The sequence below is a fragment of the Pseudomonas sp. NPDC087614 genome (assembly GCF_044743485.1).
GTDB lineage: Bacteria > Pseudomonadota > Gammaproteobacteria > Pseudomonadales > Pseudomonadaceae > Aquipseudomonas > Aquipseudomonas baetica_A.
The window spans coordinates 62,715-76,443 of record NZ_JBIUWN010000007.1; the positions used below are offsets into that span (position 1 = coordinate 62,715).

At 60.5% G+C, this 13,729-nt stretch carries 12 protein-coding genes; 2 read left to right on the top strand and 10 right to left on the bottom strand.

Annotated features, from left to right (window positions below):
* The first annotated feature begins 49 nt into the window (after nucleotides 1–49).
* Both ACIOWA_RS04510 and ACIOWA_RS04515 read left to right on the top strand, forming a co-directional pair.
* Entirely contained in the window at nucleotides 50–1,084 is a 1,035-nt protein-coding gene (locus tag ACIOWA_RS04510; protein ID WP_339433519.1) for an alpha/beta hydrolase, read from the top strand.
* A 152-nt stretch (nucleotides 1,085–1,236) separates the two neighbouring features.
* A complete protein-coding gene (locus ACIOWA_RS04515; protein WP_401158458.1) occupies nucleotides 1,237–1,902 on the top strand; it encodes a DsbA family oxidoreductase in 666 nt (221 codons plus the stop codon).
* A 62-nt stretch (nucleotides 1,903–1,964) separates the two neighbouring features.
* Here ACIOWA_RS04515 and ACIOWA_RS04520 read toward each other — a convergent pair whose 3' ends face one another.
* The 10 genes from ACIOWA_RS04520 to ACIOWA_RS04565 form a co-directional block, all read right to left on the bottom strand.
* On the bottom strand, nucleotides 1,965–2,303 hold the full coding sequence (locus ACIOWA_RS04520; RefSeq protein ID WP_339433517.1) for a GlpM family protein: 339 nt from the start codon (nucleotides 2,301–2,303) through the stop codon (nucleotides 1,965–1,967).
* Nucleotides 2,303–3,631, bottom strand: coding sequence for a sigma-54 dependent transcriptional regulator (locus ACIOWA_RS04525; RefSeq protein WP_339433516.1), 1,329 nt, complete (start codon nucleotides 3,629–3,631; stop codon nucleotides 2,303–2,305). The genes ACIOWA_RS04520 and ACIOWA_RS04525 overlap by 1 nt, the downstream gene beginning before the upstream one ends.
* Nucleotides 3,628–5,529, bottom strand: coding sequence for a sensor histidine kinase (locus ACIOWA_RS04530; protein ID WP_339466330.1), 1,902 nt, complete (start codon nucleotides 5,527–5,529; stop codon nucleotides 3,628–3,630). The genes ACIOWA_RS04525 and ACIOWA_RS04530 overlap by 4 nt, the downstream gene beginning before the upstream one ends.
* A gap of 165 nt (nucleotides 5,530–5,694) precedes the next feature.
* Entirely contained in the window at nucleotides 5,695–6,429 is a 735-nt protein-coding gene (locus tag ACIOWA_RS04535) for an amino acid ABC transporter ATP-binding protein (RefSeq protein ID WP_339433514.1), read from the bottom strand.
* The gene (locus tag ACIOWA_RS04540) at nucleotides 6,426–7,097 is read right to left on the bottom strand and encodes an ABC transporter permease subunit (protein WP_339433513.1); all 672 of its coding nucleotides are present in this window, start codon (nucleotides 7,095–7,097) and stop codon (nucleotides 6,426–6,428) included. The genes ACIOWA_RS04535 and ACIOWA_RS04540 overlap by 4 nt, the downstream gene beginning before the upstream one ends.
* On the bottom strand, nucleotides 7,097–7,843 hold the full coding sequence (locus ACIOWA_RS04545) for an amino acid ABC transporter permease (protein ID WP_221732107.1): 747 nt from the start codon (nucleotides 7,841–7,843) through the stop codon (nucleotides 7,097–7,099). The genes ACIOWA_RS04540 and ACIOWA_RS04545 overlap by 1 nt, the downstream gene beginning before the upstream one ends.
* Before the next feature lie 194 nt (nucleotides 7,844–8,037).
* Nucleotides 8,038–8,952 (bottom strand): glutamate/aspartate ABC transporter substrate-binding protein, encoded by a 915-nt coding sequence (locus tag ACIOWA_RS04550; RefSeq protein WP_339539265.1) that lies wholly within the window; start codon nucleotides 8,950–8,952, stop codon nucleotides 8,038–8,040.
* Nucleotides 8,953–9,215: 263 nt separating this feature from the next.
* A complete protein-coding gene (mtr, locus tag ACIOWA_RS04555; RefSeq protein WP_339433511.1) occupies nucleotides 9,216–10,475 on the bottom strand; it encodes a tryptophan permease in 1,260 nt (419 codons plus the stop codon).
* Between the two features lie 160 nt (nucleotides 10,476–10,635).
* Nucleotides 10,636–11,970, bottom strand: coding sequence for an amidase family protein (locus tag ACIOWA_RS04560; protein ID WP_401158462.1), 1,335 nt, complete (start codon nucleotides 11,968–11,970; stop codon nucleotides 10,636–10,638).
* Between the two features lie 31 nt (nucleotides 11,971–12,001).
* Complete coding sequence (locus ACIOWA_RS04565) at nucleotides 12,002–13,711, bottom strand: FAD-dependent oxidoreductase (RefSeq protein WP_339433509.1); 1,710 nt, start codon at nucleotides 13,709–13,711, stop codon at nucleotides 12,002–12,004.
* Nucleotides 13,712–13,729: the final 18 nt, after the last annotated feature.

A 13,729-nucleotide genomic window follows, 5' to 3' on the forward strand; every position in this document is an offset into this window, starting at 1 on the left:
ACTTCATCAGACTCGCGCTCTACTGGGGTTCTGCGTTTCGGTGTTTTTCATGTACAAGGTTTTTCTATCAGTCGCGGCCATGTTGGCCGCGCTTTTGTTCGGTTTACCGGCATCTGCGGCGTCGCGTTGTGACGTGAATGTGCCGACCGAGCGGGTTGATCTGGCGCAGGTAAGCCTTGCTTACCAGAGCATCGGTCGTGCCTCGGACCCGGCGCTGTTGCTGGTGATGGGCCTGGGCGGGCAATTGATCCATTGGCCGGATGAGGTGGTGGTGGCGCTGTGTCAGCAGGGCTTTCGAGTCATCCGCTATGACAACCGCGATGTCGGCTTGTCGACCTGGCGGCAGGCACCGGCGGAGGCCAACCTGACCTTTGAAGTGCTGCGCTACAAACTCGGTCTGCCGGTGGCGGCGCCCTACAGCCTGACCGACATGGCCGAGGATTCACTGGGTTTGATGGATGCGCTGCACATCGAGCAATTCCATGTGCTGGGCGCGAGCATGGGCGGGATGATCGCCCAGCACATCGCCGCCATGGCGCCGCAGCGGGTGGAAAGCCTGACGCTGATCATGACCAGCTCCGGCGCCGAAGGTTTGCCGGCGCCGAGTGCGGCATTGGTGCAACTGTTGTCACGGCGCAGCGCACCGAACCGTGAAGTGGCACTGGAACAACAGGCGGATTTGCTGGCGGCGCTGGGCAGCCCTTCGGTCACCGATGATCGGCAGGCGTTGTTGCATCAGGCGGCGGTGTCCTACGACCGGGCGTTCAATCCCGAAGGCGTGAAGCGGCAGATCATGGCGATCCTGGCCGAGCCGAGCCGGGTGGCGCTGCTCAATCAACTGCGCGTGCCAACGCTGGTGGTGCATGGCACGGCTGATCCGTTGTTGCCGGTGATGCACGGCGTGCACCTGGCGGCGCATATTCGTGGCAGCCAGTTGAAACTCATTCCGGGATTGGCCCACCGGTTTCAGGAGGCGTTCAAGGCGCCGTTGCTGGCGGCGGTGTTGCCGTATCTGCAGGCGCATCGTGAGGACACGTCGCATTGGGCGCAGATCGAACCGGTGGCGGCGGGGAATCTGTTGTAGCTGAGGTTTGGCGGGGCCCCTGCGGGAGCAAGCTCCCTCCCAAAGGGGAACGCATTGCCAATGTGGGAGGGGGCTTGCTCCCGAAGGGGCCAGCACTGTCGCCGCAAGACCGGACAGGTGTATCGTCTGGGTTTTGCGGCGCGAGGTGGCTCATGAATTCCACTCTGAAAATCGATTTTGTCAGCGACGTGTCCTGCCCATGGTGCGTCGTCGGTCTGTATGGCTTGTTGCAGGCGCTGGAAATCCTGCGCAACGAAGTGCAGGCCGAGATTCATTTTCAGCCGTTCGAACTGAACCCGAAAATGAGCCCAGAAGGCCAGAACATCGCCGAGCATATCCAGGAAAAATACGGATCGACCCCGGAGCAGTCGCAGAAAAATCGCGAAGCCATCCGTGCCCGTGGCGCTGAGCTGGGGTTTGCCTTTCGCACCGATGGCAACAGCCGGATCTACAACACCTTCGATGCCCACCGCTTGCTGCATTGGGCGGGGCTGGAGGGGTTGCAGTTGCCGTTGAAGGAGGCGTTGTTCAAGGCGTATTTCACCGATGGCGGAAATCCGTCGGATCACGCGCAATTGGCGCAGATCGCCGAAGACGTCGGGCTGGATCGGCAACGCGCCGAGGCGATTCTGGCGGCGGACGAGTTTGCCGGGCCGGTGCGCGAAGAAGAGCAGGTATGGCTGCAGCGCGGGGTGAGTTCGGTGCCAACCGTTGTGTTCAACGGTCAGTACGCGGTGACGGGCGGGCAGCCGGTGGAGACCTTTGTCGGGGCGATCCGGCAGATCATGGCCGAGTCCAAGGCTGGCACCGTCAACTGACGAGCTACGAGCCCCTCACTGAAGACCTCTCCCGCAGGGAGAGGGGCTGACAGGCTTTGATCTTAACTGTGAAGACGCACCCAAACGGTCACCAACACCGTCGCCGCCATCAACCACGCCACCGCCGCGACCGCCAGCGAAGCCTCCAGGCGCATTCGATCGACCATCACATACAACGTCGCCAGATACACGAAGTATGGAATGATCGACCACATGCCGAACACGATCGTGGTCTTGAGGTCATCGATTGATCGCCCCTTGCCGACGATATAGTGCGCGATCAAGGCGAACGTCGGAAAAAGCGGCACCAGGCCGGCGATGTAATAGTTTCGGGTCTTGGCCAGCGCCGCCAGAATCACGACAACGGCAGCGCCGAGTGCCGCTTTCAGTAGCAGATCCATCAGTGGCTCAACCCATACTTTTTCACTTTGTCGAACAGCGTGGTCTTGGCCATTCCCAGTTCCAGGCTGGCCTGGGTCAGGTTGCCGCCACTGCGCAGCAAGGCGTCGTTGAGCAGGTTGCGTTCGAAGGCTTCCACCGCTTCGGCGAATGTCAGCCCCTGGCTACCGCTGCTGGCGCCGGACTTCTTGAAGGCCGGCAAGCCGAGGGCGAAGCGTTCGGCGACGTTACGCAGTTCACGCACGTTGCCCGGCCAGTCGTGGCTCATCAGGTTCGACAGGGTCTGGTTGTCCAGTTCCGGCAGGGCACGGTCGAAACGCAGGGCTGACTGCTGGGTGAAGTGTTCGAACAGTTGCAGAATGTCTTCGCGGCGTTCGCGCAGTGGCGGCAACTCCAGGGTCACTACGTTGAGGCGGTAATACAGGTCGCTGCGGAATTCGCCGGCCTTGCTCGACTCATCGAGGTCGGACTTGGTTGCCGCAATCACCCGGCAATCCACCGCCACGCTCTGGTTCGAACCGAGGCGTTCGAGGGTGCGTTCCTGCAATACGCGCAGCAGTTTGATCTGCAACGGCAGCGGCATGCTTTCCACTTCATCGAGAAACAACGTGCCGCCGTCAGCGTGTTCGATCTTGCCGATGCGGCGTTTGCCGGCGCCGGTGAAGGCGTTGGCCTCGTGGCCGAAGATCTCGCTTTCAAAAAGGTTTTCCGGCAGACCGCCGCAGTTCAATGCGACGAACTGCTTGCTGTGACGGCGACTGAAATCGTGCAGGCAACGGGCAACCAGTTCTTTGCCGGTGCCGGTTTCGCCCTCGATCAGGACGTTGGCCGAAGTGTCGGCGACGTTGGCGATCAGCTCGCGCAGGTTTTGCATGGCTGGCGAACGCCCGATGATCCGCCCTTCAAGGGAGTCACGTTCGGCCAGTTGCCGACGCAGCGACGAGACTTCGCGCGCGAGGCTGCGTTGCTCCAGCGCACGCCGTGCAACGTCCACCAGCCGCTCCGGCGAGAACGGCTTTTCCATAAAGTCGTAGGCGCCTTTCTGCATGGCGCCGACGGCCATGGAGATGTCGCCATGGCCGGTGATCAGCACCACCGGCAGGCTGCGGTCACGCTGCTTGAGACGGGTCAGCAACTCCAGGCCATCGATGCCCGGCAGACGAATGTCGCTGATGACGATCCCGGCGAAGTTGTCGCCGACCCGCTCCAGGGCTTCTTCGGCACTGCCGACGCCGATGCAGGGAATGTCTTCCAGCGTCAGCGCCTGTTGGCAGCCGAGCAGGACATGGGGGTCGTCTTCGACGATCAGCACACTAAGGTCGTGGTTCATATTGGCTCGGCAGGAGTAGGGCTTACCAACGGTAAACTGAGGACGAAGGTGGTGCCACCGCTGGCCGGGTGTTCGACACCCAGATGCCCGCCGGTGGCGGCCGCGAGGCTGGCAGAAAGGGTCAGGCCCAGCCCCAGGCCTTGCTCGCCCGGTTTGGTGGTGAAGAACGGTTCGAACAGATGCTTGCGTACTTGGGCGTCGACACCATGGCCGTTGTCGCGCACCCGCAGGCGATATTTGCCGTTGAACTCGTCACCCTCCAGCCACAGCTTGGGCAGCGGCTGCGCTTGCATGGCGTCGAGGGCGTTGCCGATCAGGTTGACCAGAATCTGTTCGAGACGGGTCTGGTCGATCTGCACCTGCACATCTTTGAACTGCCGATGCAGTTGCAGCGCCGAGCTATCCAGGCGTGCGCCGAGTAATTGCAGGGCCGCCTCCACGGCCTTGCCGAGGCTGGCCTGGCCCTGATTGTCACCACGCCGGGCAAAAGAACGCAGGCTGGCGGTGATCCGGCCCATGCGATCGATCAAGTCATTAATGGTCTTGAGATTGGTACTGGCGACATCGAGTTGACCGCGCTCAAGGAAGCGAACGGTGTTGCCCGACAGCGTGCGCATGGCCGCCAGTGGCTGATTCAATTCGTGGGCGATGCTGGTGGACATCTGGCCGATGGCAGCGAGTTTGCCCGCCTGCACCAGCTCATCCTGAGCCCGGCGCAACGTCTCTTCGGCCTGACGCCGTTCGCGAATCTGGCTCTTGAGGCGATCGTTGCTGGCGCGCAGGTCAGCGGTGCGTTCGGTAATCCGACGCTCCAGTTGATTGTTGGCTTGCTGCAAGGCTTCGCGGGCTGCGAGGCGGGTGGCGATGACCTTGCGCCGCTCGTTCCAGGCGATCAGCAGGAAGGCGACCAAGGCAAACGCGATGGCGACCAGAATGCCCTGATTGATCGCTTCGCGGCGCAGATCCTGAAGCGGCGTGAGCAGTGTGAAATTCCACGGTGTATCGCTTAAGGGGCGGGTCTGTGCCAGATAACTGATGTTTTCGTCATCGGACTGCAATTCACTGTTGGCCGGGAACGTGAGTTTTTCCACGCCTTCGGCCAGGGTTTCCCGGGCCAGCGGTTGCAGTTCGTTGAGCGGAAACCAGTAGTACTGCAGGCTGCGGGCGAGTTTTTCCTTGGTCTCATCGCTCAGCGGTACCACCGATTTGAGCCGTCGGGCCGGATCGCTGGAGAGAATGATGATGCCGTTTTCGTCACTGACAAACGCTTCGAGGCGCGCCCGTTGCCAGCGCTCTTCCATGGCTTCGAGCCTGACTTTGACGACGGCAACGCCGATGATCTTGCCGTGTTCTTCCAGGCCATGGGCCAGGTAATAACCGGGTTCGCCGTTGGTGCTGCCGATCCCGTAGAAGCGTCCGGGTTCGCCACGAACGGCTTTCTGGAAGTAGGCGCGAAAGGACAGGTCTTCACCGAGGTAACTGTCGACATCGCGCCAGTTGCTGGTGGCCAGGACGCGGCCAGTGGTGTCCATGACGTAGATGGCCCGACTGCGACTGCGCCGGTTCAGGCCCTCAAGGTATTGGTTGACCGTTTGCCGATGTTCCGGGGTCGGGTCGGCCAGCAGTTGCGGGACACTGGTTTCCAGTTCCAGCAGGCTGGGCAGGTAGGTGTATTTGCTGATCTCGCTTTCGACTGCTCGGGCGTGCAGTTCTAGCTGACGCTGGCCGTTCTCGCCGAGGCTGCGGATACCGAAGTGTTCACTGGTCCAGAAGCCGATGTAACCCAATCCGATCATCAGGGCGATGACCAGCGGCGGCAGGAACAAATGACGAATCAGACGGGGCTTCACGGCAAGTGATGGCGGCGCGGCGCGATAGAGAGTGGGGTCGCATTTCATCACAGATGCCTTGGGTCAACCACAACACAAATCTCAGGATCATCATTGATCCAGTGTGAAAGCGGGCTTGCTCGCCAAAGCGGTGGGTCAGTCAACGATAATGTTGAAAGTGCCGGCCTCTTCGCGAGCAAGCCCGCTCCCACAGAGGGGAGCGGTGTGTTGCTTTTAGTGCTGCAGAATTTTCTCGAGGAAATGCTGCGCACGTTCGGAGCGGGCCTTGATGTCGCCGAAGAACTCTTCCTTCGGGCAGTCTTCGATGATCTTGCCGGCGTCCATGAAGATCACGCGGTCGGCCACTTTGCGAGCGAAGCCCATTTCGTGGGTCACGCACATCATGGTCATGCCTTCGTTGGCCAGTTGCACCATCACGTCGAGTACTTCGTTGACCATTTCCGGATCGAGCGCCGAGGTGGGTTCGTCGAACAGCATGACGATCGGGTCCATCGCCAGCGCACGGGCAATCGCCACACGCTGTTGCTGGCCACCGGACAGTTGCCCCGGGTGCTTGTGGGCGTGGGCCGACAGACCGACGCGCTCAAGCAGTTGCAGACCTTTCTGGGTCGCCTCTTCCTTGCTGCGGCCCAGCACCTTGATCTGCGCGATGGTCAGGTTTTCGGTGATGGTCAGGTGCGGGAACAGTTCGAAATGCTGGAACACCATACCCACGCGTGAACGCAGCTTCGGCAGGTTGGTCTTCGGATCGGCAATGGAGGTGCCGTCCACGACGATGTCACCTTTCTGGAACGGTTCCAGCGCGTTGACGCACTTGATCAGGGTCGATTTGCCGGAACCCGACGGGCCGCAGACCACGATCACTTCGCCTTTTTTGACCTCGGTGCTGCAATCAGTCAGCACCTGGAAGTCGCCATACCACTTGTTGATGTTCTTGATGGAGATCATACGGCAAACCTTTTTTGCAGACGCTTGACCAGCAGCGAGGCGGCAAAGCTGATTGTGAAGTACACGACACCGGCAATAATCAGGAACTCATTGGAACGGCCAATGATGTCGCCACTGGCGCGGGACGCGTTGAGGAAGTCCACCAGGCCCACGGTGTAAACCAGCGAGGTGTCCTGGAACAGAATGATGCTCTGTTGCAGCAGCAGCGGGGTCATCTTGCGAAAGGCCTGCGGCAGGATGATCAGACGCATCATCTGGCCGTAGGTCATGCCCAGTGCCTGCGCCGCACCCATCTGGCCTTTGGGGATCGACTGCACACCCGCCCGGACGATTTCGCAGAAGTACGCCGCTTCAAACATCATGAACGCCACGATGCAGGAGGCGAACGCACCGATCGGGGTGTCTTCACCGGTAATCCAGCGCAGCACGAACGGCACCGCCAGATAGAACCAGGTGATCACCAGCAGCAGCGGGATCGAACGGAAGTAGTTGACGTACGCGCCAGCGATGCTCGAAAGCAGCTTGTTATGCGACAGACGCATCAGCGCCAGGATGGTGCCGAGAATGATCCCGCCGACCACGCCCATGGCCATCAGTTTGAGGGTCATCACCATGCCGTTCCACAAACCGGGAATGGCCGGGACGATGCCACTGAAATCGAATTCCATTATTTACCCCCCACGGAGATCAGGCCGGGCACGGCAACTTTCTTCTCGATCACGCGCATCAGCAGCATCAGGCTCATGTTCAGGGTGAAATAGATCAGCGTTGCCAGGGTGAAGGCTTCGAACAGGTTGGCCGAGAACTCGGCTGTCTGTTTGGTTTGAGCGAGCAGCTCCATCAGACCGATCAGCGAGGCCACGGAGGAGTTTTTGAACACGTTCAAAAACTCCGAGGTGAGCGGTGGAATGATGATCCGGTAAGCCTGGGGCAGCAGCACGTTCCAATAGATTTGCGGCAGCTTGAAACCCATGGCACGGGCGGCCGATTCCTGGCCGCGAGGCAGCGCCTGGATGCCGGTGCGCACCTGTTCGCAGACCCGCGCGGCGGTGAACAGGCCAAGGCACACGACAACACTCAGGTAGGCCGAGGTGGTCGGGTTCAGGTCCTGCTTGTACCACTCTTGCAGATCCGGCGGCAGCAGGTCGGGTACCAGGAAGTACCAGATGAACAGCTGAACCAGCAGCGGCACGTTACGGAACAGCTCGACGTAGCAGGTCGCGATGCCCGACACGATGCGGTTCGGCACGGTACGCATGACGCCCAGGATCGAGCCCAGCAGCAGGGCGATGATCCAGGCGACGATGGCGATGGCGATGGTCCAGCCCAGCCCGGAAATGAACCAGTCGAGATAGGTCTCGCTGCCCACGCCGGTGGACTTGAAGAACACGCCCCAGTCCCAGTTGTAATTCATTAGGGTCTCCCCTCGATTCGATCGATGTACAAGTGCCCGCCTGGGGAAACTCCGTTCCCGGCCTGATCCTGAGGGTCAGGCACACGCGATCGGCTCGACAGACACCGGTTCGAGTGTTTCCAAAAAATGCCAGCAGGGAGTGACCATCCCCTGAAGAGGCAGGTGCCTCTTCAGGGGACAAGGTTAGTCAGAAATCAGGACTTCTTGTCGTCAGCCGCTTTGTCGGTCGGATTGGCGATCAGGGCCTTGAGCTCGTTGCTCATCGGGAAGTTCAGGTTCAGGCCTTTTGGTGGAATCGGCTGCATGAACCACTTGTTGTAGATGGTGTTGATCGCGCCCGAGGCGTAGGTAGCCTTGATGGCGTCATCGACAGCCTTTTTGAACGGCTCGTCGCCTTTGCGCATCATGCAGCCATAGATTTCGTACGACTGTGGAGTGCCGGTCACTTCCCAGTCAGTCGCCTTCTTGGCCTTGGCGGCTTCACCTGCCAGCAACGCGTCGTCCATCATGAACGCAACGGCACGGCCCGATTCCAGCATCTGGAAGGACTCGCCGTGGTCCTTGGCGGAGATGACGTTCATGCCCATTTGCTTGTCGGCATTCATCGACTTGAGGATGCGCTCGGACGTGGTGCCGGCGGTGGTCACGACGTTCTTGCCTTTGAGGTCGTCGAAATCCTTGTACTTGGAGTCTTTCTTGGACAGCAGACGGGTACCGATTTCGAAGATGCCGACGGAGAAGTCAACTTGCTGCTGACGCTCGACGTTGTTGGTGGTGGAACCGCACTCGACGTCCACGGTGCCGTTCTGCACCAGCGGGATACGGGTTTGCGAGGTCACCAGGTTGTATTTGACCTGCAGGTCTGGAAGGTCGAGGTCTTTCTTGATCGCTTCGACGATGGCCATTTGGATATCGTGCGAGTAGCCGACCGGTTTGCCGGACGCATCAGCGATGTAGGAAAAAGGAATAGAAGCGTCGCGGTGGCCCAGGGTGATCACACCGGACTCTTTGATTTTCTTCAGGGTGCCGGTGAGTTCGGCGGCGAAAACTGGCGTGCTGATCAGAGCGGCAGCAATGGCTGCGCCCAGGATATGGGGAACGATGCGCATCAAATTTTCCTCGACATTGTTTTTTTTATGGAGCCAGTTCGTCGGCCCTTTTGTGCTTCGAATGCCTGACGGCTCCTGAAGGATTGGCTCAACAGACATTCGTCGCGAGAGTGTAGAGCATGAGTCGTGCCAAACCAGTCGAAAGTGGTTAACTGCTTGATCTGCTTGGTTATTAAGTTTTTGTGTCGGTGTTATTCGGGAAAACTGATCCGGTTATCCGAATCGACCGGAAGGTCGCGTTCGGAAAACCGAATACAGCCACTTCAGCGCCAGACCGGCAGGCAATCAAAAACAAACAGCAGGTGCGAAACCGCGCAGATCACCCCGAAAAACAGCACCAAAACGATCATCGGCGTACCGCCCCAGACCCGATAGCGCGGGCTGCCGAAGCGTTGGCGCGAGGCTCTGGCCAGCAAGGCCGGGGTAATCACCGCCCACAGGGTAGCGGCCAGTCCGGCGAAACCGATGGCGTGAAGAAACCCTTCGGGCCAGAGCAACCCACACAGCATCGGTGGCAGGAACGTGACCGCGGCGGTCTGCAGGCGGCCCATGGGGCTGTCATCGAAACCGAGCACATCGGCGAGGTAATCGAACAGGCCAAGGGTGACCCCGAGGAACGAGCACGCCACGGCAAAGTTAGAGAAGAAGGTCAGCAACAGATCGATGTTGGCGCTGTTGAGTCGCGCGCCCAATGCGCTGATCAGCACGTCGATATTGCCCCCTTGCCGGGCGATGTCCTTGAACCCGTCCCGGGGAATGTTGCCCATGCTGCACAGCATCCACACCAGGTACAGGCCAAGCGCGATCAGCGTGCCGCTGACCAGGCAGGCGCGAATCCGCTGTGGGTCCTTGCCGTAATGCTTCATCAGGCTCGGCACGTTGCCGTGGAAACCGAACGACGTCAGGCAGAAGGGCAGGGTGACCAGCAGATAGGGCCAGTAGTGGCTGTCGGCGCTATCGAGATTGAGCAGGGTGGTGCTTTGCACATGGCCGAGCAGCCCGCCGAAGGTCAGAAAGAACGCGAGGATTTTTGCCCCGAACACCAGCGTGGTCATGCGGCTGACTGCCGTGGTGCTGAGCCAGACGATAAACGCCACCAAGAGCGTGAAGCCCAGACCGCCGACACGCGATGACAGATCCAGGCCCATTGATTGCGCCGTATGGCGGATCACCGAACCGCTGGCCGAAATGTACGCGTAGGTCAGGATGTAGAGCACAAAGACAATGCTCAGGCCGTTCAGCCGGTTCCAGTGGCGTCCGAGCAGATCCCGGGTGATGGTGGAAAAACTCGCACCTTCGCGGTAGTTGAGATTGGCTTCGAGGATCATCAGGCCCGAATGCAGGGTGCAGAACCAGGCGAACAGCAGGACCGCCACCGAGCCGTAAAACCACAGGCCGGACATGACCACCGGCAACGAAAACATGCCCGCGCCGACGATCGTGCCGCCGATGATCATGGCACCGCCAAGGATCGAAGGTGATCGTTCGACAGCGGGAAGGGAAGCTATTGAAGTGACGCGCATGGCAAGGGCCTGCAATTTGAGTTGTTATAGGTACGGCTAACACGACCCCTGTGGGAGCGGGCTTGCCCGCGAAGAGGCCATCGAATTCAACGTCTCTGTTGACTGATCCGCCGCCATCGCGGGCAAGCCCTCTCCCACAGGGTTTTGTGCACGATGCGATTCAAACGATGTTCAGCAGGTGCGTCAGCTGCCGCACGCTCGCCAACAGGAAGTCGTCCTGCCCCGGCAGCGCATCGAACGACAACCCCACCGGCAACGAACCGGCGCGGGCGACCGGAATGCTGATGCTCGGCGCCGCCAGGTTGCTCGCCGGGTCGGTATTGCGCACGAAGGTCTCGAAATTGCTCTCGTCCGAGCAATCGCTGAGCAACGGCGCGCTGCACGCAACGGTAGGGTAGGCGAGCAGGTCCAGTTGGTGCTGGCCGAACAACGCCCGGTATTCCTTTTCCAGGCGCAGCTTGCTCATCAACGCCTGCACGTAGTCGGTGTAGGAGATCGCCGGGCTTTCCAGTTGGGCGGTGAGAATCCGCTTGATCGCCGGATCGCGGATCTGCGCGAGGATGTCGAGGAACTGCTCACCACGCCCTTGCCCCATGAGGAAACGAGGGAAGTCGATGAAGAACTCATAGATTGGCAACGGAAACTGAATGGCTTCGTTGATTTCACCGATCAGGGCATCGTCGACCGGCACGATGCTCACGCCGCGATCGGCCAGGCTGTCGATCGCGGCGCGGCAGTCGCGTTGCACGTTATCTTCAAGGTCGGCCCACAGGAAACGTTCCGGGATGCCGATGCGCAGCGGCCGATCATCGGCCAAACGGACGGGACGGTTACCGGTGAGGTGGCGGTGAACAAACTGGCAGTCCTCCACGGTGCGGGTCAGCAGGCCCGAGGTGTCCTTGGTCTGCGACACCGGGACGATGCCGTCTACGGGATATAGCCCGGTGGTCGGGCGGAAACCGACGATCCCGCAGAACGCTGCCGGGATACGCACAGACCCGCCGGTGTCGGTGCCGACCGCGCACGGCACCAGCCCGGCGGCGACAGCGGCGGCGCAACCGCCGCTGCTGCCGCCGGCGCTGTGGCGCTCGTTGGCAGGGTTGATCACGGCGCCATGGGTATGGTTGGCCGACGTCACGCCGAACGACAGTTCGTGCATGTTGTTCTTGCCCACGACCCGTGCGCCCAATTGTTTGAAGCGCTGGACGATGCCCGCATCGTGCTGCGGAAAGTAATCGGACAGGCCGGGGGTGCCAGCGGTGGTCGGCATGCCGCTGACGTTGATGTTGTCTTTGAACGACACGGGCAGGCCAAACAGTGCGCTGTCACGCCCGATCCCATCGGCCTTGAGCGCCGCCGGGTCGAAGGTGATGAAGCTGTTCAGGTGTTGCGCCATCGCATGACGATCGCGCAGCGCTTGCTGCCAGGTGTCCAGGCAGAGTTGGCCTCTGCGGAATCCGTTGACGAGCGCTTCAATAGAAAGCTGGCTGTACATGAATGTGTCTCGGCGATTGAAAGGGGCGGATTCAGCAGTAGCGATACTGCGAGTGCAGGTCATCGAGCGGGTTGCCGGCAATCAAGTCGCCACCCAGGCTGCTGATCACTGCGCAGGCACCGTTGAGTGCCGTCTGAATCGCACCTTCGGCCCAACCGCCGGTGAACGAGGCGCCGCAACCGGCCAGGTACAACCCGGTGTCTTGATTCGGATCGAGCGCGGTGCGGAACTGATAGAACAGGCGTTCGGAATAAATGTCGTCGCCGGGGAAGTTCAGCTTGAAGGCGCCCAGCGCATGCTTGTCGGTCAGCCAGTCGTATTCCAGAACGTAGCGCTGGTAGTCGCCACCGAGCGGCAGCAGATGGCTGGCAAATTCCGGTGCACTCATCGCCAGCTCATCGACCAGACGCAGGCAGCGCTGCACTTTGTCGGACATCGAGACCATTTTGTGCGAGTCATCTTCCCAGGTGTAACTGATCAGCACCACGCCCCAGGATTCCGGGTCCTGCGGTGCGTAGTCCAGGCAATACACGCCTTTGACCAGGGTGTCGGTCTGGATGTTTTGTGGCAGGCCGTGCTTGAGCCAGAACTTGTCCTTGGTCAGGATGAACAACTTGGACGAACCGACCATATGGGTCTCATTGATTGCCCGCGCCACGTCGCGATTGACGAAGGCCTGGTTCTGCGTGAGCTTGAGGTTGACTTGCAGTGCGCGGGTCGTGGTCGTGGTAATCACCCGGTCGCAGGCGTAGGTTTCGCCGTTGCTGCCAGCCAGCAGGATTTGCCCGTCCGGGCCTTTGTTGATCGATTCGATGCGCGTGCGACAGATCATGTCGCGTACCTGAATACCGTTGAACGAGGTGTCGGCGATCAGTTCGGCCAGCGCCGAGATGCCGTTGGGCACCAGGCGTTGATTGACCTCCAGGGCATTGACCACCAGCCGCAGGATTTCCGTGAACGAGGCGCGATACACCGACTGGAAACCGCCCGAGCCAATCCCCAGCGAACCGAACAGGTGAAAGTCTTCCGGCTTGCGCCACGCCCGGCCGCCGGGCGGATTGTTGCCGGTGAAAATGCGCACCATCGCCGAGTAAAACGAGCTGTCGCCGAAGCAATCCAGATAGCGCTGCCACTCCGGCTGCACTTCGCAGTAGTTGTGCTGCTTGAGCAATTCAGTCAGCAGCAGCGGCGGTGCGAGACTGCTGCCGTCATCGAGTGTTACGCCTTCGCGCAAGAATGCGTTCCAGCCTTGGTGTACGGTGCTGAACAAGGCCGGCGGCGGTTGCATCGCAGCCCAGTGATGGGCCTCGCCACGGTAGTGGATTTCTGTGTCGACGACGCCCGGATCGGGAAACGCTTCGGTGGTTTCGATGCCGAAGCGGTTGAGGTAATGGAACAGTCCGACTTCGCTGGGCGGGAAGCGCATGGCGCCCATTTCGGCGATGAATTGCGGTTGGTCTTCGTCAAAGCACTGGGTCAGCAGACGACCGCCGACGTGTTCCGGTTCGGCTTCGAACAAGGTGACGCGGCGTGCACCCGAGCGCAGCAATTCGTAGGCGGCGACCAGCCCGCTCAGGCCGGCACCGACGATACCGATGTGTTTCTCGGCGGTTTCCACTGGCAGGTAACCGATGGCTTCTTCGGCATTGCGCAGGAACTGGCCGTAGTCATACAGCAGATCGACATAGGGAAAAGACAGGCACGCGGACGCCTGGTTGGAGCCTTTGGAAGTAGGGTTCACAGGGGGGATTCTCGGTCG

Excerpts from the sequence above, each read along its gene's own strand:
- ACIOWA_RS04540 (WP_339433513.1), bottom strand. The coding sequence starts at position 7,097 with ATGGAATTCGATTTCAGTGGCATCGTCCCGGCCATTCCCGGTTTGTGG.
- ACIOWA_RS04510 (WP_339433519.1), top strand. The coding sequence starts at position 50 with ATGTACAAGGTTTTTCTATCAGTCGCGGCCATGTTGGCCGCGCTTTTG.
- mtr (WP_339433511.1), bottom strand. The coding sequence starts at position 10,475 with ATGCGCGTCACTTCAATAGCTTCCCTTCCCGCTGTCGAACGATCACCT.
- ACIOWA_RS04515 (WP_401158458.1), top strand. The coding sequence starts at position 1,237 with ATGAATTCCACTCTGAAAATCGATTTTGTCAGCGACGTGTCCTGCCCA.
- ACIOWA_RS04520 (WP_339433517.1), bottom strand. The coding sequence starts at position 2,303 with ATGGATCTGCTACTGAAAGCGGCACTCGGCGCTGCCGTTGTCGTGATT.
- ACIOWA_RS04550 (WP_339539265.1), bottom strand. The coding sequence starts at position 8,952 with ATGCGCATCGTTCCCCATATCCTGGGCGCAGCCATTGCTGCCGCTCTG.
- ACIOWA_RS04545 (WP_221732107.1), bottom strand. The coding sequence starts at position 7,843 with ATGAATTACAACTGGGACTGGGGCGTGTTCTTCAAGTCCACCGGCGTG.
- ACIOWA_RS04560 (WP_401158462.1), bottom strand. The coding sequence starts at position 11,970 with ATGTACAGCCAGCTTTCTATTGAAGCGCTCGTCAACGGATTCCGCAGA.
- ACIOWA_RS04525 (WP_339433516.1), bottom strand. The coding sequence starts at position 3,631 with ATGAACCACGACCTTAGTGTGCTGATCGTCGAAGACGACCCCCATGTC.
- ACIOWA_RS04535 (WP_339433514.1), bottom strand. The coding sequence starts at position 6,429 with ATGATCTCCATCAAGAACATCAACAAGTGGTATGGCGACTTCCAGGTG.
- ACIOWA_RS04530 (WP_339466330.1), bottom strand. The coding sequence starts at position 5,529 with ATGAAATGCGACCCCACTCTCTATCGCGCCGCGCCGCCATCACTTGCC.